We start from the raw sequence: 16808 nt of genomic DNA on the forward strand, positions 1-16808 counted from the left end.
CGTTGTGTCACATCAGCCCACCGTGATCGCGCAAATCAGCGATCTGCATATCAAGGCCAATGGCCGTCTCTCTTACCGACAGGTCGATACGCATACGGCCTTACTGCAGGTGATCGACACGCTTAATGCGCTGCGACCGCGCCCCGATGTGGTGGTGGTCACCGGCGATCTTGTCGATTTTGGCCGGCCGGAAGAGTATCAGACGCTGCGCGCCGCGCTGCAGCGCCTGCAGCTGCCCGTTTATCTGATGGCGGGCAATCACGACGACCGCGAGGCGCTGCGTGCCGCCTTCCCGGATCACCCCTATCTGCAGTCGGGGCCGACCCTGAACTGGCAGCTTCGCGTCGGCGGCGTCAGGCTGCTGGCGCTGGACTCCAGCGTGCCGCAGCAGCCGTGGGGGGAGCTGGATGCGCAGCAACTGGAGTGGCTGGATCACGCCCTGAGCGCGGCCGCGGATGAGCCGACGCTGGTGATGCTGCATCATCCGCCGTTTGCCTGCGGCATCGCGCATATGGATCGACAGCGATTACGTCACCCCGACGCCCTTGAGGCGATCGTCGCCCGCCATCCCCATGTTGAGCGGGTGCTCTGCGGTCATCTGCACCGCAGTCTGCAGACCCGTTTTGGCGGCACTCTGGCCTGTGTCGCGCCTGGCGTGTCGCATCAGGTGGCGCTGGATCTGCATCCCGACGGACCGGCTCACTTTATTCTGGAGCCGCCTGGCTTCTTACTGCACTGCTGGCAGCCCGGTCAGGGCATGGTCACGCATCAGTGCGCGATTGGGAACTTTTCCGGCCCCTGGCCCTTTTACGACAGCCAGGGATTAATTGATTAGGGCCAGCCAGATCTGCATTCACAGGGGGTAAATTTGTCTTAATGCTGCTCAAAAAGGGTGACACCGTGTAAACTTAAGCCCGGATCTCAGGGCTTATGACACAATAAAATAATCAGGCATTCAGGACATGACACTCTTCTTCAGGGCGGCGACGCCATGCTAAAGCTCTTTCGGCTCAAAGCCGATTTGCGCAATCTGATCGCCCTGCTGGTGATTGTCAGCATTGTCATCACGCTGGCAAACACGCTCTACGCCACCTGGCGGGTCCAGCGGCAGGTGCTCATCGATACCACGCTCGAAGCGAACCGCGCCTATGCCGCCAAGCTGGCCTCGACCAGCGAAATCTTCTTTCAGCTGGCACAGTCCCAGCTCCACTACAGCGCCAATCAGCTGAGCCGCGACTTTAACAATGATGCGCTGCTGAAGAGCGAGGTTAACCGCCTGCGCGAACAGACCGCCAGTTTCAACTCGGTGGCGGTGGTGGATGCGCAGGGGATAGTCAAAGCGATTTCGCCGGAGTCCCTGACGTTGCAGGGCATGCACCTGACCAGCGACGCCTCGCGTGAGGCGCTGACCCTGCGGCAGCCCATCATCAGTAAACCGACGCTTTCTGCCGCTAATAATCTGCTGGTGTTTGTCTCCTGGCCCATCTGGAGTGCCGAGGGCGACTACCTCGGCTATGTCGGCGGTACGATCTATCTGAAGAAAAAAAGCATTCTGAACGCGCTGCTGGGTGAGCAGTTCTATCGGGATGGCACCACGGTGTATGTGCTCGACAGCAATAACGAGGTGCTCTATCACCAGAATCGTCAGCTGATTGGCAAAATTCTGCCCGCCATCGTCAGCCCGCGTGACGAGCAGACCAACGGTTCGCTGATAATCGACGGGTCCGGGGACGCCATGCAGCTGGCTGGCTTTGCAGTGGTGCCGACCACCGGCTGGACGGTGGTGGCGCTGAAGCCCATCAACATCACGCTGAATCCGCTTTCGGGGCTGTTAATGAAAGTCCTGAAAAACTCGGTGCCCTTTGCACTGCTGACCCTGCTGGTCGCCGTGGTGCTGGCACGGCTGATTGCCCGTCCGCTTTTCCAGCTGGCCCGCAAAGCCAGCCGGATGGATGCGCAGGGGGTTTCTAAAGAGATTGGCGGCATCACCGCATGGTATTTCGAGGCGGCGCAGGTTAAGCGGGCACTGCTCACCGGCATCGGGCTGGTGCAGGATAAAATCGGCCGTCTTAACTCAGAAGCGCAGACCGATCCGCTGACCCAGCTGCTGAATCGCCGGGGGCTTAACGCCGTGCTGGAGTACTATCGCACGCTGCGTCAGCCGTTTGCGGTGCTGGCGCTGGATATCGATCACTTCAAGAACGTGAATGACAGCTGGGGTCACGACGTGGGCGATAGAGTCATTCAGCAGGTGGCGAGCACGCTGCGTGCCAGCGCCCGTCAGTCGGATGTGGTGTGTCGCAACGGCGGAGAGGAGTTCCTGATGCTGCTGCCGGGAACGTCACTGGACGAGGCGCAGATTATCGCAGAGCGCGTGCGGCTCGGCATCGCTGAAGCGTGGCTCACCGATGTCGGCAGGATCACCCTCTCTATCGGCGTGGCGGCCTGGAACGGGTCTGCGGAAGGCGGGCTGGAAGGCAGCCTGAAACAGGCGGATGCGGCGCTCTATCAGGCAAAAAATGCCGGACGCAACTGTGTGATTGTTGCAGCGTCATAAACGTCGGGCTGTGATGAGAGGGGCAGCACGTGAGGCAGGCAGGGCGCGGCGACAGAGCGACCGCGCCCCTGAACATCAGGCTGACTTAACGTACTCCAGCACCATGTCGTGATGATTCGAGGTTTTAAAGTTATCAAAGACTTTTTCAACCTTGCCTTCAGCGTCAACCAGGAAGCTGATGCGATGAATACCGTCATAGGTTTTGCCCATAAAGGTTTTTTCACCCCAGACGCCAAACGCCTGGCAGACTTCATGATTTTCATCTGAGAGCAGGGTAAAGTTCAGCAGCTCTTTCTCAGCAAAGCGTGACAGTTTTTCTGGTTTGTCAGTGCTGATACCCAGCACTTCCACGCCCGCTTTCTTCAACTCATCCATATTGTCACGCAGACCGCACGCCTGCACGGTGCAGCCCGGTGTCATCGCCTTCGGGTAGAAGTAGACCAGAACGCGCTGTCCCTGGAAGTCGGTCAGATTCACGTGTTCGCCATCCTGATCGGGCAGGCTAAATGCGGGTGCGGTATCTCCGGCTTTCAGTGGATTCATCACATCTCTCCATTTTTTTATTCAGGCTGTGGGTAATACACTATCCGGCCAGAAACGGCCAGAGGCAAAATAACCTTCAGGGGGTATTTCACCACATAGCCGCGTGCTCAGCCGCCAGTAATGTGGAGAAATAACTCCGGCTTACAGACCCAGGCTTAGCGTACCGCGCTGACCGATTCGCTGTTGTCGGCGTCGGAGGCGCTATAGAGGCGCAGTGACCCCCTGGCATTCAGCTCCTGACAGAGCGCATTAAACGCCTGCTCGAACGTTGTGCCGCTGGTCCGCGTCGGACTGTGGGCTGTCATTTGAATATAGAGCGTCGGCGGCAAATCCTGCTGCGCAGGCGTAATGCGCGACACCAGCTCCGCCACATTCATCTGATGTTTATCGATCAGATCGGTAAAGCGTTCAATGGTATGCGGTGAATCGGCAACCTCAACCTGAATAAACGCCGTGTCCGGCATCGGCGGACGCAGCCGGGCATTGGTGCGCTTCATCACGATCAGCAGCTCCAGCTCGGCGCCTTTCAGCGGCAGCGTCGACTCGATCAGCGTAATGGCGTTCCAGCTGCCCGACAGCAGCATAATAAAGGTGAACTCATCCCCAAGCATGGCAAGACGGCTATCTTCGATATTGCAACCGCAGCTGCTGACGTGTCGGGTAATGGTGTTGACGATACCCGGACGGTCAACACCAAGGGCGGTGATCACCAGATGATGGGGCTGAGATGGCGACAAAATGGCTTTTCCTCTGCTTTCGCTAATAACCATAAGGTAAACATAAAAAAAACTGCTGACAAGCGCGGGAATAGCGTGGCTGGCTTGCTTTTCCCTAAGTGTAAAACGTACCATGAAGCACTTGTTTGTCGAGGGGATCGCCAATGTTTACGGGAAGTATTGTTGCACTCGTTACGCCAATGGATGACAGCGGTAATGTCTGCCGGTCGAGTCTGAAAAAACTGATTGATTATCATGTCGCCAGCGGCACCGCGGCGATCGTTTCCGTGGGCACCACAGGCGAATCTGCTACTCTGAGCCATGAAGAACATGGTGACGTGGTGATGCTGACCCTGGAGCTGGCCGATGGCCGTATTCCGGTCATTGCCGGAACCGGCGCTAACGCTACTGCCGAAGGCATCTCTCTGACGAAGCGTTTTGAAAATTCCGGTGTGGTGGGCTGCCTGACCGTCACGCCCTATTATAACCGTCCGACTCAGGAAGGGTTGTTCCAGCACTTTAAAGCCATTGCCAACAGCACCAGCCTGCCGCAGATGCTCTACAACGTGCCTTCGCGCACCGGGTGTGACATGCTGCCGGAAACCGTCGCCCGCCTGGCCGAAATCAAAAATATTATCGGAATCAAAGAGGCGACCGGGAACTTATCGCGGGTTAGTCAGATCCAAGAGCTGGTTGATGACGATTTCATTCTGGTCAGTGGCGATGACGCGACTGCACTGGACTTTATGCAACTGGGCGGCAAAGGCGTCATTTCGGTGACGGCAAACGTGGCTGCGCGCGAAATGGCTGAACTGTGTCAACTCGCACAGCAGGGCAATTTCGTCGAGGCTCGCCGCCTGAATCAGCGTCTGATGCACCTGCACCAGATGCTTTTCTGTGAACCCAATCCTATCCCGGTGAAATGGGCTGCGAAACAGCTAGGATTAATCGCTAACGACACGCTGCGTCTGCCTATGACGCCACTGACTGCAGCCGGCCAGCCGAAAGTGGAGCAGGCGCTGGTGAAAGCGGGTTTGCGATAATTTAGGGAGTTTGAATGAATTACTCAGTAAAGCGGTCAACAGTAGCCACAGTAGTGGGGCTTTCTACTCTGATGCTGTTGTCGGCCTGTTCCAGCGATCAGCGTTATAAGCGCCAGGTCAGCGGCGACGAATCTTATCTTGAAGCCAGCCAGTTGAGTGAACTCAAAGCGCCTGCCGGTATGATCCTGCCGGTGCAGCGCGGTGACTACGACGTGCCGCGCACTGCCAGCCAGGCGCCCGTCGGCAAACAGCTCGACATTCGTCCGCCCGCCCAGCCGCTGGCGCTGATGAACGGCACCCGCGCACAGTTCAGCAACAACAGCGGCGCCCTGATGATTGAAAACAGCCGTGGTTCAGTCTGGCCTCAGCTGGTTAACGTCGTGCAGTCTTACAAGTTCCCTATCGCTTCACGCAATGACGCCGGCCAGCAGCTGACAACCGACTGGGTGCAGTGGAACCGCGCCGATGAAGATCAGCAGTACCGGGGGCGTTACCAGATCAGCGTGCAGTCGCAGAGCTATCAGCAGCAGGTGACCGTGCGTCTGCTGGAGCTGCAGCAGGCGGGTAAAACGGTTACCTCACCGGTGCAGATCCAGCGTTACACCGCGCAGATGCTGAACGACATCAGTACCGGTATGGATAAGATCGAAACGGCCAGCGAAAACGCCGCCTCCGGCCGCGTGACCGGATCGATTGACGTGCAGAGCGGTGCCGATGATACCGGCCTGCCGATGCTGATCCTGCGCACGCCGTACAACGTGGCCTGGCAGCGTCTGCCGGACGCGATGAAGCGTGTCGGTATGGAGGTGACGGATACCACCCGCTCAACCGGCAGCATGAAGGTGACCTATAAGTCACTGAGCAGCAGCGACTGGGATGCGATTGGCGCGAAAGATCCGGAATTGCCCAATGGCGATTACAAGGTACAGGTCGGCGATCTCGACAACCGCACCAGCCTGCAATTCATCGACCCGAAAGGGCATGTGCTGACCCAGTCGCAGAATGATGCGCTGGTGGCCGTGTTCCAGGCGGCGCTGAACAAATAAAGTTGCCTCAGGCCGGAGATTCTCCGGCCTTTTTTTTTTGTTTTTGGCATAATAGCGCGCGGCGAAGTAAACGATTGCGTCAAGGCAATCGCCGCAGCGGCACTGGCCGCTGACCACCCGTTATTTCAAGTCTGGAGTGAACAAGATGCAAAAGCGAGCTGAGTTGTATCGCGGTAAAGCGAAAACCGTATACAGCACCGATAACCCGGATCTGCTGATACTCGAATTCCGCAACGATACGTCAGCAGGTGATGGCGCCCGAATCGAGCAGTTTGATCGCAAGGGAATGGTTAACAACAAGTTTAACCACTTCATCATGACCAAATTGCAGGAAGCGGGGATCCCGACCCAGATGGAAGCGCTGCTGTCGGATAACGAAGCGCTGGTGAAGAAGCTGGAGATGGTGCCGGTGGAGTGCGTGGTCCGCAACCGCGCCGCAGGCTCGCTGGTAAAACGTCTGGGCGTGGAAGAGGGGATGGTGCTTAATCCGCCGCTGTTTGATCTTTTCCTGAAGGATGATGCAAAGCACGACCCGATGGTCAACGAATCCTACTGCGAAACCTTTGGCTGGGTCAGCAAACAGAACCTGGCGCGTATGCAGGAGCTGACCTTTAAAGCTAACGATGTGCTGAGCAAACTGTTCGACGATGCGGGTCTGATTCTGGTCGACTTTAAGCTGGAGTTCGGCCTGTTCAACGGCGAAGTAACGCTGGGCGATGAGTTCTCGCCAGACGGCGCCCGCCTGTGGGACAAAGAGACGCTCGACAAGATGGACAAAGACCGTTTCCGTCAGAGCCTCGGTGGCGTGGTGGAAGCTTATGAAGCGGTCGCGCAGCGACTGGGCGTCACACTCGACTGAGTCTGTCCGCCGCCGCGCAGCATAAGGAGAGCCACGGCTCTCCTTTTTTCATTTTGGCGTAAAGCTGGTGATTGCGTCGTCACACAACTAAAATCATGCCATCTGAAAATGTCTGAGGGAATACAGCATGCGCTGGCAAGGGCGTCGCGAAAGCGACAATGTAGAGGACCGTCGTGGTCAGTCGTCCGGTTTTGGAGGCGGAGGCCGCCAGATCCGTCTGCCGCGTGGCAAGGGCGGCATTGTGCTGCTGATTGTGGTGGCCGTCGCCGGTTATTATGGCTACGACCTGACCGCGCTGCTGACGGGGGGCGACGTGGCACCGACCAGCCAGCAGCAGACGCGCAACGTCAGCGCCAATGATGAAGAGGCCGCAAAATTCACCAAAGTGATTCTGGCGACCACCGAAGATACCTGGGACAAACTGTTCCAGCAGATGAACAGGCAGTATGTCGCGCCGAAGCTGGTGATGTACCGCGGCGCAACCCGTACCGGCTGCGGCACCGGGCAGTCGGTGATGGGGCCGTTCTACTGTCCTGCCGATCAGACCGTCTACATCGACCTCTCTTTCTATGACGAGATGAAAACCAAACTCGGCGCGGGCGGCGACTTTGCGCAGGGCTATGTCATCGCGCATGAGGTGGGCCATCATGTTCAGAAGCTGCTGGGTATCGAACCGAAAGTGCGTGAGATGCAGCAGGGCGCCAGTCAGAAACAGGTGAACCAGCTCTCTGTGAAGATGGAGCTGCAGGCAGACTGTTTTGCCGGTGTCTGGGGACACTACATGCAGCAGCAGAATATTCTTGAAGCGGGCGACCTGCAGGAAGCACTGAATGCCGCCGAGGCGATTGGTGATGACCGTCTGCAGCAGAAAGGTCAGGGCCGCGTCGTGCCGGACAGCTTCACCCACGGCACCTCAGAGCAGCGCTACACCTGGTTCAAGCGCGGATTTGACGGTGGCAATCCGGGACAGTGCGACACCTTCGCCAGCAACTGATGCCTCTGCAGCATCTGACGCAGGAGATGGAACAGGCCGGTGTGCGTCGTCTGGCGGTGATCAGCGGCGACCCGGCCTGGTGTTTATCACAGGCGGCCGGGTGGCGTAACACGCTCGCGGGTGACTGGCCGACCGTCAGTCCGGCACCGCCGTTTACGGATATGACTGACGCACCGGCTCTGCACATACCGCCTGCGGCGGTTCGCACGCTGCTTGGCCGTGAGTTTCGTCATGCCCTGTTCGACGCCCGCCACGGTTTTCACGCCGAGGCGTTTGCAGCGCTGGCCGGTACACTCACCGCCGGGAGCTGGCTCCTGCTCATGGTGCCGCCCTGGGATCGCTGGGCGCAACAGCCCGATGATGACAGCCTGCGCTGGGCGGATGTCGCCGACCCTATCGCCACGCCACATTTCGTTCACCATCTGCAACAGTGCATCACAGCGGATGACCAGGTCGTGCTGGTGCGTCAGCATCAGCCCTGCCGGTTTCCGCCCCGAACCGCGTGGCCGCAATGGCACTGCCAGGCACCGCAGCAGCAGCGGGCGATACTCGATCAGCTAATGGCGATGCCCTCGGGTGTGGCGGTACTGACCGCGGCGCGGGGCCGCGGCAAATCGGCGCTGGCGGGGATGCTGGCGCGTCAGGCGGGCACCTGTCTGGTCACGGCGCCCGCCAGAGCCTCTGTCACGGTGCTGGCGGCCTTTGCGGCGGAGGCGTTTCATTTCATGGCACCGGATGCGCTGCTGGCGCTGGAAACGCCGCCCTCAGCGGCGTGGCTGATTGTGGATGAGGCCGCGGCCATCCCGGCGCCGCTGCTGCAGGCGCTGGTGAGCCGCTATCCCCGCGTTCTGCTGACGACCACTGTCCAGGGTTACGAAGGCAGCGGGCGCGGCTTCATCCTGAAATTCTGCGCCGGGCTCGAGAACCTGCACTCTTTCACGCTGGATGAGCCTCTGCGCTGGTCGCGTGCCGACCCGCTGGAGCAGTGGCTGAACCAGGCGCTGCTGTTTGAGGATGCGGCGGCGATCGAACCCACATCCGCCGCGCCGGTCGCGCCGCAGCGGGTCGCACAGGAGGATTTCAGCGCGCTGGAGGCCGCTTACCGTCTGCTCACCAGCGCTCACTATCGCACCTCGCCGCTCGATCTGCGTCGCCTGCTGGATGCGCCCGGTATGCAGTTGTGGTGTGCTGGCGCGCTGTCAGCCCTGCAGGGCGCGCTCTGGCTGGTGGAGGAGGGCGGACTTAAGCCGGATCTGGCGCAGGCCGTCTGGGCGGGTACCCGGCGACCCCGTGGCAATCTGGTGGCGCAGTCGCTGGCGGCGCACGCGGGACTGACGGAGGCGGCGACCCTGCGGTCGCTGCGGATCAGCCGCATTGCCGTGGCGGCGGAGAGCCGTCGTCAGGGCATCGGACAGCAGCTGGTGGCCGCTGCCGCCAGCGCGGCCGCCGGGCATGACTATCTTTCCGTCAGCTTCGGCTACACTCAATCACTCTGGGCCTTCTGGCGTGCCTGTGGTTTTACGCTGGTGCGGATAGGTACCCAGCGCGAAGCCAGCAGCGGCTGCTATGCCGCGATGGCGATGCGGCCCTGCTCGGCAGCGGGTGAGGCGTTGCAGCGCCGCGCAGCCGCGCAGCTGGCACGCGACTGGCCACGGATGCGGCACTATATTGATCTGGAACTGGCGCTGGACGCGGTCGCGGACGACGGCCTGAGCGACCAGGATATTCAGCTGGCCGCCGGTTTTGCCTGGGCGCAGCGGCCACTGGAGGCGAGCCTGCCGGCGCTGCAGCGTCTGGTGGAGGCTGCAGCCGCGCCTGACCCGCTGCTGGCGGCGGCGGTATACACTCCCGACGCGCTCAGCCCGCTGGCTCAGCAGGCGGGCGTCAGCGGACGCAAAGCGCTGACAGCAGTGCTGCGCCAGCGCGCTGCAGCCGGACTCCATGCCCTGGGCGTAACGGCGGAGCGGCTCTGCCTGCCGTTGAAATAATTCGACCAGCGGGTTCAAATATTCCCCATATCATTTTGCGTCAGGCGGCGTAGAGTGGCTTCAGGAGGTCAACATGACACTGAAATATGTAATCGTTCAACAGCCAGCCACCACCGCTCAGCTGTTTCTGCTCTACCACGGCGTCGGCGATAACCCCGACTCAATGGGTGAAATCGGCAGCTGGTTTGCCCGGACTTTTCCGGATGCGCTGGTGGTCTCCGTCGGCTCGCCGGGCGCAGTGCGTCAGTGGTTTGGCGAAACGGACCTGCACGATCAGACCGTCCAGCAGCGGGTGGATGCGGCGATGCCGCAATTCGTCGAGTCGGTGCGTCACTGGCAGAAAAAGAGTGGCGTAAGGCCGGAGGCGACCGCCTTAATCGGCTTTTCGCAGGGCGGCACGATGGTGCTGGAAGGGGTCAAGGCGCATGCCGATCTGGCGAGTCGCGCGGTGATCTTTAACGGGCGGTTCATTACGCTGCCGGAAAAGGCCAGCACCCGCACCACCGTCCATCTGATCCACGGGGATTACGATGAGCAGATCCCGCCACATCATGCACAGCAGGCGGAGCAGCGCCTGATCGCCCGCGGCGGCGATGTGACGCTGGATATCGTTGAGGATCTGGGCCACGCTATCGACCATCGCAGCATGGAACTGGCGCTTAACCATCTGCGTTATACGGTGCCGAAACGCTACTTCGATGAGGCGCTGAGCGGCGCAAAACCCGGCGAAGATGACGTGATCGCGATGATGTAAAAAAAGCCCCTGCATGACAGGGGCTTTTTTCATTTACTTCTTCTTCGGCCAGTCGTCTTCGTCATCCCACTTATCGTTGAAATCACGATGCGGCGGCAGATCCGGTTTGTTGTCCATAAACTTTTTGTGGTCGATGCGTTTCAGATCTTTATAGACGTTCATCAGCACGCCAACCATCAGCAGGATCACCAGGATCCACCAGTAATCTTTAATAAATTCCATTTGCTGCTCCTTTACACCGCCGTCAGGCGATCAGTTGTTCCATGATGCGCTGGTACATCCGGCTCAGCATCTGCAGGTCGGAGGCTTTCACACACTCATTGATTTTATGAATGGTGGCATTCACCGGCCCCAGCTCCACCACCTGCGCACCCATCCGGGCGATAAAGCGGCCATCGGAGGTGCCGCCCGTGGTCAGCAGCTGCGGCTTAATTTCATTATAGTGTGCTACGGCTTTCACGACGGCATCAACCAGCTTACCGCGTGCGGTCAGGAAGGGCTGACCGGAGAGTTTCCACTCAATGGTGTAACGCAGCTGGTGACGATCCAGCAGCTCTGCGACCCGCTGACGGATCAGTTCATCGGTCAGTTCGGTGCTGAAGCGGAAGTTAAACTGCACAAACAGCTCGCCGGGGATCACGTTATTGCTGCCGGTGCCCGCCTGTACGTTGGCAATCTGCATGCTGGTCGCCGGGAAGAACTCATTCCCCTGATCCCACTCGGTCGCCACCAGCTCATTCAGCGCAGGCATTGCGCGGTGCACCGGGTTATCCGCCAGGTGCGGATAGGCGACGTGACCCTGCACGCCGTGCAGGGTCAGGTTGGCGGTGATGGAGCCGCGACGGCCATTCTTCACCACATCACCGACGACCTCGGTGCTGGAAGGCTCACCGACCAGGCAGTAGTCGAGCCGTTCCCGGCGCGCCATCAGCCGTTCCACCACCTTCACCGTGCCGTTGGCTCCGCTGGCCTCTTCATCCGAGGTGATCATAAAGGCAAGGCGTCCTCTGTGATGCGGACGCGCCGCCACAAAGCGTTCGGCCGCAACGACCATCGCCGCCAGCGACCCTTTCATGTCGGCCGCGCCGCGACCAAACAGCATGCCGTCGCGGATGGTGGGTTCAAACGGAGGATTGATCCAGCGGCTGGCATCGCCCGGCGGCACCACATCGGTGTGACCGGCAAATGCCAGCGTTTCCCCTTCGCCACGGGTGGCCCAGAAGTTCAGGGTGTCGTCGATGTTCATGGTTTCGATCTTAAAGCCAATGGCTTCAAGACGGGCGATCAGCAGAGCCTGACAGCCGGCATCATCGGGGCTGAGAGAGGGGCGACGAATAAGCTGCTGCGTCAGCTCAATGACCGGGCAAAACATATTATGACTTCTCCTGGATAGCATTCTGATAGGTGGCTTCGCTGAAACCGGCGAGCAGGGTGCCATCCGGAGCGCGCAACAGTGGACGCTTAATCATGGCGGGATGGGCCAGCATCAGCGTGCGGGCGCTGCTGGCGTCGGTGACGGCTTCACGCTCAGCCTCAGGCAGTTTGCGCCAGGTGGTGCCGCGGGTGTTGAGCAGCGCCTCATAGCCCAGCGCATCGATAAATTCCTGCAGCAGGGCTTCGCTCAGGCCATCGGCACGGTAATCGTGAAAGTGATAGTCGATACCCGCCGCCGTTAAAAAACGCCGGGCTTTTTTTATGGTGTCGCAATTTTTAATCCCGAACATCACCCACTGCGTGCACATCGCCTGATCCTTATTGTCATGTTGAGCGTTAAGCTGAAAAAAGCAGCCAGAGCGCGAGTTTAGCATAGTGTGATCCGTTGCGGCATCTGCGCGGGCGCGGGAAACGGCCCTGAATCAACCGGCGACCACGCGCCATTTCTCCGCAGGTAAACGCTATCAATTTTATCTGTAATCATTATGCTGCTCATCATTGCCGGATTAAGAATTTCGCTATGCTGATAAAATCGTCTACCGCTGGGCTTAAAAAAAATTAACCTGAGCCTGCTCAGTCGGTTGCTGAACTGTGCGTCAGCTTACAGAATCAGCAATATTCATGTTTTTCGACCCGCTGCCGATAGTTTTAACAGGTGTAACCGTATTCACCTGTTTAAAAAAAAGGCGTAACATTGCCATCACAATAAGAGAGGGCATTATGATTGACACCGAAATGGGAACCTGGAAAGAATTTATCGAAGCGATGTTACGTAACAGGTAATCCGCCTCGTAAAAGCAGGATCATCCCGCTTGCTGGAATTCTTACCACACACAGAAACAAGGCGGTCACTGATGTCAGTGGCCGCTTTTTATTGGATGCTAGTCGTGCGGCTTCTCTTTCAGCGGGAAACGCCGACGGACCAGTACAAAGAACAGCGGCACAAAGAAGATCGCCAGCAGGGTGGCTGAGATCATCCCGCCCATTACCCCGGTTCCCACGGCATGCTGACTGCCGGAGCCTGCACCGCTGCTGATGGCCATCGGCAGCACCCCGAAGATAAAGGCCAGTGAGGTCATCAGAATCGGCCGCAGGCGCTGACGCGATGCCTCCAGCGTCGCGTCCACCAGCTCCCGGCCTTTGCTGTTAATTTCGTTGGCAAATTCCACGATCAGGATGGCGTTTTTGGCGGAGAGGCCCACCACCGTCAGCAGGCCAACCTGGAAGTAGACATCGTTCTCCAGCCCGCGCAGCCAGGTGGCAATCAGCGCGCCGACGACTCCCAGCGGCACCACCAGCATCACCGAGAAGGGGATCGACCAGCTCTCATACAGTGCGGCCAGGCAGAGGAACACCACCAGCAGTGAGATCGCATAGAGTGCCGGCGCCTGGGAGCCGGAGAGCCGCTCCTGATAGGAGGCACCGGTCCACTGGAACCCGACGCCCAGCGGCAGGGCATTCACCAGCTTCTCCATCTCATCCATCGCCGTGCCGCTGCTGACGCCGCTGGCCGCTTCACCGACGATCTCCAGCGAGGAGTAGCCGTTGTAGCGTTCAAGCCGCGGTGAGCCGGTCTCCCAGCGGCTGGTGGCGAAGGCGGAGAAGGGCACCATTCCGCCGCTGCTGTTGCGCACATACCATTTGTTGATGTCATCCGGCAGCATGCGGAATTCGGCGGCGGCCTGCACATAGACCTTCTTCACCCGGCCGCGATCCAGGAAGTCGTTGACGTAACTGGAGCCCCAGGCGGTGGTCAGGGTGTCGTTGATGGTATCCAGCGACACGCCCAGCGCCTGCGCTTTACGGGCATCCACATCAATCTGCAGCTGCGGGCTGTCATCAAGGCCATTGTGACGCACCCGCGACAGCGCCTTGTCGTTACCGGCCATCTCCAGCAGCCGATCGCGCATCGCCATCAGCTGAGTGTGGCCGATGCCTGCATGATCCTGCAGTTGCAGATCGAAGCCGGAGCTGCTGCCCATGCCGGTGATCGCGGGCGGGCTGCTGGCAATCACCCGCGCCTCGGTGATCTTCTGAAACGCGCGGGTCGCGCGTTCGATAATCGCGAAAGAGGTGCGATCGGCGCCAGGCCGCGCTTCCCAGTCCTTCAGCCGCACAAACAGGCGCGCCACGTTCTGTCCATTGCCACCCGGACCGGCCCCGATGGTGGCGAAGACCGACAGCACGTTGGCCTTCTCCTCGGTCAGGTAGTAGTGCTCGACCTTCGCCACCACGCTGGCCGTCTGCTCAAGCGTGGCTCCTGCCGGAAGCTGAACCTGCGTCAGGAAGACCCCGCGATCCTCCAGCGGCAGAAATGAGGTGGGCAGACGCAGAAACAGGAAGGCCATCAGGCCGATAAGGGCGAGATAGAGCAGCAGCCAGCGCCCGCCCCGGCGCAGCAGCGCCGCCACGCCGCGCTCATAGCGGTCTGCATTGCGATTGAAGTGACGGTTAAACCAGCCGAAGAAGCCGCGCCGCGCGTGCGGCTCGCCCTGGGCGACCGGTTTCAGCAGCGTGGCGCACAGCGCCGGGGTCAGGATCATCGCCACCAGCACGGACAGCACCATCGCCGAGACAATGGTAATAGAGAACTGACGATAGATGGCACCGACGGTGCCGCCGAAAAATGCCATCGGCACAAACACCGCAGAGAGCACCAGCGCGATGCCGACCAGCGCGCCCTGAATCTGGCCCATCGATTTTCGCGTGGCGGCGCGGGGCGAAAGTCCCTCTTCCTGCATGAGACGTTCCACGTTCTCCACCACCACGATGGCGTCATCCACCAGCAGCCCGATCGCCAGCACCATCGCAAACATGGTCAGGGTATTGATGCTGAACCCGCAGGCGTAGAGCACGCTGAAGGTGCCGAACAGCACCACCGGCACCGCGATTGTCGGGATCAGGGTGGCGCGGAAGTTCTGCATAAACAGGTACATTACGCCAAACACCAGGACGATCGCCTCCAGCAGCGTCTTCACCACGTCCGTAATCGACGCCTTAACGAACGGCGAAGTTTCATAGGCAATCTTTGCTTCCAGCCCGTGCGGGAAATAGTGCGATAACTCCTCGATGCGCGCCCGCACCAGCTTGTCGGTGTTCATCTCGTTGGCACCGGAGGCGAGCTTCACCCCCAGACCGGAGGCGGGCTGACCGTTGTAGCGGCTCAGATAGTCATACTTTTCGGCACCCAGCGCCACGCTGGCGACATCCCCCAGCGTCACCACGGAACCGTCGGGATTGTTTTTGAGGGTAATCGCCCGGAACTGCTCGGGCGTCTGCAGCATCGACTGGGCGTTGACCGTGGCGTTCAGCGCCTGCTTCTCCACCGACGGCAGGCCACCGACCTGACCCACGGCCACCTGACTGTTCTGTGACTGGATGGCGCTGACCACGTCGTTGGTGGTCAGCGCGTAGGCGATCAGTTTGTTGGGATCGAGCCAGATGCGCATCGCATACTGCGAGCCGTAGGCGTCAACCTGGCCCACGCCGTCGATGCGGCTCAGCGGATCCTGAATATTACTGGCCACATAGTCGGAAATATCCTGCTTATCCATGCTGCCATCGGTGGAAACAAAGGCCACCATCAGAATGTTGCTGTCGCCGGTTTTGTTGACCGTAACGCCCTGCGACTGCACCGCCTGCGGCAGTTTACGCAGCGCCGACTGCAGCTGATTCTGCACCTGCTGACGGGCTTCATCGGGATTGGTGCCGGCGCGGAAGGTGAGGGTGATTTGCGCCTGGCCGGTGTTGCTGCTGTTGGAAGACATATACATCAGATTATCGATGCCGGTCATGTTCTGCTCGATGACCTGGGTGACGGTATTCTCCAGCGTCTGAGCTGATGCGCCCGGATAGTTGGCGGTGATCCGCACGTTGGGCGGCGCCAGGTCGGGATACTGTTCCACAGGCAGCGACATGATCGACAGGGCTCCGCACAGACAGAGCAGAATCGCCAGCACCCAGGCAAAGATGGGGCGGTCGATAAAGAAATTCGACATTAAATCGACACTCCTCAGTACTTATTATACTCGGTCAGCCCCACCAGCCACGGGCGCACTGGCAGACAATCGGATGGTCTTTGCCACGATTCTCCTCCGCCATTTACTCTACGTGCGGCGGCGGGGGAAATCGTGGAGAAATTGAGGAGAAAGTGTAAATTCGTTGGCTATTTGCGGCTTTCCAGCCACATCACCGTGGCCGCCACCCGTGAGCGGACATCCAGCTTGCGCAGCAGGTTGCGGATATGCACTTTGACGGTCTCTTCCGAGATATGCAGTATGGCGGCAATCTCCTTGTTCGACAGGCCGCGCGCCACCTCCTGCAGGACATCCCGCTCGCGTTCGGTGAGCTGACGCAGCGGATCGGCGCTGTGCTGACGATTAGCCAGATAGCTGGCGACGCCTTCGCTGAACACCTTTTCACCGCGCGAGGCCTGCAGGATATGGCCCAGCAGGATATCGGGTTCGCTGTCCTTGAGCAGGTAGCCATCGGCACCGGCATCCACCATGGCAAAAATATCGCTGCGGGCGTCGGACACCGTGAGCACCAGAATGCGTGAATGGATGCCATCGTGACGCAGCGCCTTAAGCGTATCCAGCCCGGACAGGCCTTTCATGTTCAGATCGAGCAGAATGATGTCGGGCTCCTGACGGCGCGCCTCTGCCAGCGCCTCGGTGCCGTTGCTGGCTTCGGCGATCACCGATAAACGGGGTTCCAGTGCCAGCAGCTGACGCACACCGCGGCGCATCAGTGGATGGTCATCCACAATCATCAGGGTTAAAGCGGGCTGTTGCATAGTTTCTCCTTTTATCGGTTCAGACGATGCCGGAGCAGGGCTGGGGTTCTCTTCCGGCACGTCTGCTGTCAAACCGATG

The 16808-nt window shown here is 59.7% G+C and carries 15 protein-coding genes; 8 read left to right on the forward strand and 7 right to left on the reverse strand.

Going from position 1 to position 16808, the window contains the following annotated elements:
- The first annotated feature begins 4 nt into the window (after window positions 1-4).
- Both J1C59_RS05360 and J1C59_RS05365 read left to right on the forward strand, forming a co-directional pair.
- On the forward strand, window positions 5-835 hold the full coding sequence (locus J1C59_RS05360; protein ID WP_128086590.1) for a phosphodiesterase: 831 nt from the start codon (window positions 5-7) through the stop codon (window positions 833-835).
- Window positions 836-991: 156 nt separating this feature from the next.
- Complete coding sequence (locus J1C59_RS05365) at window positions 992-2557, forward strand: sensor domain-containing diguanylate cyclase (protein ID WP_140916988.1); 1566 nt, start codon at window positions 992-994, stop codon at window positions 2555-2557.
- A 75-nt stretch (window positions 2558-2632) separates the two neighbouring features.
- Here J1C59_RS05365 and bcp read toward each other — a convergent pair whose 3' ends face one another.
- Window positions 2633-3100, reverse strand: a complete 468-nt coding sequence (bcp, locus tag J1C59_RS05370) for a thioredoxin-dependent thiol peroxidase (protein WP_111139330.1) — start codon at window positions 3098-3100, stop codon at window positions 2633-2635.
- A 155-nt stretch (window positions 3101-3255) separates the two neighbouring features.
- Window positions 3256-3837 carry a glycine cleavage system transcriptional repressor gene (locus J1C59_RS05375; protein ID WP_128086591.1) on the reverse strand — a complete coding sequence of 194 codons (582 nt, stop codon included), beginning with the start codon at window positions 3835-3837 and terminating at the stop codon, window positions 3256-3258.
- 143 nt (window positions 3838-3980) lie between these two features.
- On the opposite strand from J1C59_RS05375, the gene dapA reads away from it, so the two are divergent.
- The 6 genes from dapA to ypfH all read left to right on the forward strand — a co-directional run bounded on the left by dapA (window position 3981) and on the right by ypfH (window position 10500).
- Complete coding sequence (gene dapA, locus J1C59_RS05380; RefSeq protein WP_128086592.1) at window positions 3981-4859, forward strand: 4-hydroxy-tetrahydrodipicolinate synthase; 879 nt, start codon at window positions 3981-3983, stop codon at window positions 4857-4859.
- Window positions 4860-4873: 14 nt separating this feature from the next.
- Entirely contained in the window at window positions 4874-5905 is a 1032-nt protein-coding gene (bamC, locus tag J1C59_RS05385) for an outer membrane protein assembly factor BamC (protein ID WP_140916987.1), read from the forward strand.
- Between the two features lie 145 nt (window positions 5906-6050).
- Window positions 6051-6764: a phosphoribosylaminoimidazolesuccinocarboxamide synthase gene (gene purC / locus J1C59_RS05390; protein ID WP_128086593.1), complete on the forward strand. Its 714-nt coding sequence runs from the start codon at window positions 6051-6053 to the stop codon at window positions 6762-6764.
- 127 nt (window positions 6765-6891) lie between these two features.
- Entirely contained in the window at window positions 6892-7758 is an 867-nt protein-coding gene (gene ypfJ / locus J1C59_RS05395) for a KPN_02809 family neutral zinc metallopeptidase (protein ID WP_128086594.1), read from the forward strand.
- Window positions 7758-9746, forward strand: a complete 1989-nt coding sequence (locus tag J1C59_RS05400; RefSeq protein ID WP_140916986.1) for a tRNA(Met) cytidine acetyltransferase TmcA — start codon at window positions 7758-7760, stop codon at window positions 9744-9746. The genes ypfJ and J1C59_RS05400 overlap by 1 nt, the downstream gene beginning before the upstream one ends.
- 73 nt (window positions 9747-9819) lie before the next feature.
- The gene (gene ypfH, locus J1C59_RS05405) at window positions 9820-10500 is read left to right on the forward strand and encodes an esterase (protein ID WP_128086335.1); all 681 of its coding nucleotides are present in this window, start codon (window positions 9820-9822) and stop codon (window positions 10498-10500) included.
- A 33-nt stretch (window positions 10501-10533) separates the two neighbouring features.
- Here ypfH and J1C59_RS05410 read toward each other — a convergent pair whose 3' ends face one another.
- From J1C59_RS05410 to J1C59_RS05430, 5 genes are all read right to left on the reverse strand, one after another.
- The gene (locus J1C59_RS05410) at window positions 10534-10722 is read right to left on the reverse strand and encodes a YpfN family protein (protein ID WP_009088805.1); all 189 of its coding nucleotides are present in this window, start codon (window positions 10720-10722) and stop codon (window positions 10534-10536) included.
- 22 nt (window positions 10723-10744) lie between these two features.
- Window positions 10745-11872 carry a succinyl-diaminopimelate desuccinylase gene (dapE, locus tag J1C59_RS05415; protein ID WP_128086336.1) on the reverse strand — a complete coding sequence of 376 codons (1128 nt, stop codon included), beginning with the start codon at window positions 11870-11872 and terminating at the stop codon, window positions 10745-10747.
- 1 nt (window position 11873) lies between these two features.
- Window positions 11874-12242 carry an ArsC family reductase gene (locus tag J1C59_RS05420; protein ID WP_128086337.1) on the reverse strand — a complete coding sequence of 123 codons (369 nt, stop codon included), beginning with the start codon at window positions 12240-12242 and terminating at the stop codon, window positions 11874-11876.
- A 573-nt stretch (window positions 12243-12815) separates the two neighbouring features.
- A complete protein-coding gene (gene acrD, locus J1C59_RS05425; RefSeq protein ID WP_128086338.1) occupies window positions 12816-15932 on the reverse strand; it encodes a multidrug efflux RND transporter permease AcrD in 3117 nt (1038 codons plus the stop codon).
- A gap of 167 nt (window positions 15933-16099) precedes the next feature.
- On the reverse strand, window positions 16100-16729 hold the full coding sequence (locus J1C59_RS05430; RefSeq protein WP_128086339.1) for a response regulator: 630 nt from the start codon (window positions 16727-16729) through the stop codon (window positions 16100-16102).
- Window positions 16730-16808: the final 79 nt, after the last annotated feature.

Origin of the sequence: Pantoea deleyi, from assembly GCF_022647325.1 — a bacterium.
Taxonomy (GTDB): Bacteria; Pseudomonadota; Gammaproteobacteria; order Enterobacterales; family Enterobacteriaceae; genus Pantoea; species Pantoea deleyi.

What these genes read in the sequence shown, in the direction of transcription:
- J1C59_RS05365 (WP_140916988.1), top strand. Translation starts at nt 992, where the DNA reads ATGCTAAAGCTCTTTCGGCTCAAAGCCGATTTGCGCAATCTGATCGCC.
- bcp (WP_111139330.1), bottom strand. Translation starts at nt 3,100, where the DNA reads ATGAATCCACTGAAAGCCGGAGATACCGCACCCGCATTTAGCCTGCCC.
- dapA (WP_128086592.1), top strand. Translation starts at nt 3,981, where the DNA reads ATGTTTACGGGAAGTATTGTTGCACTCGTTACGCCAATGGATGACAGC.
- bamC (WP_140916987.1), top strand. Translation starts at nt 4,874, where the DNA reads ATGAATTACTCAGTAAAGCGGTCAACAGTAGCCACAGTAGTGGGGCTT.
- purC (WP_128086593.1), top strand. Translation starts at nt 6,051, where the DNA reads ATGCAAAAGCGAGCTGAGTTGTATCGCGGTAAAGCGAAAACCGTATAC.
- ypfJ (WP_128086594.1), top strand. Translation starts at nt 6,892, where the DNA reads ATGCGCTGGCAAGGGCGTCGCGAAAGCGACAATGTAGAGGACCGTCGT.
- J1C59_RS05400 (WP_140916986.1), top strand. Translation starts at nt 7,758, where the DNA reads ATGCCTCTGCAGCATCTGACGCAGGAGATGGAACAGGCCGGTGTGCGT.
- ypfH (WP_128086335.1), top strand. Translation starts at nt 9,820, where the DNA reads ATGACACTGAAATATGTAATCGTTCAACAGCCAGCCACCACCGCTCAG.
- J1C59_RS05410 (WP_009088805.1), bottom strand. Translation starts at nt 10,722, where the DNA reads ATGGAATTTATTAAAGATTACTGGTGGATCCTGGTGATCCTGCTGATG.
- dapE (WP_128086336.1), bottom strand. Translation starts at nt 11,872, where the DNA reads ATGTTTTGCCCGGTCATTGAGCTGACGCAGCAGCTTATTCGTCGCCCC.
- J1C59_RS05420 (WP_128086337.1), bottom strand. Translation starts at nt 12,242, where the DNA reads ATGTGCACGCAGTGGGTGATGTTCGGGATTAAAAATTGCGACACCATA.
- acrD (WP_128086338.1), bottom strand. Translation starts at nt 15,932, where the DNA reads ATGTCGAATTTCTTTATCGACCGCCCCATCTTTGCCTGGGTGCTGGCG.
- J1C59_RS05430 (WP_128086339.1), bottom strand. Translation starts at nt 16,729, where the DNA reads ATGCAACAGCCCGCTTTAACCCTGATGATTGTGGATGACCATCCACTG.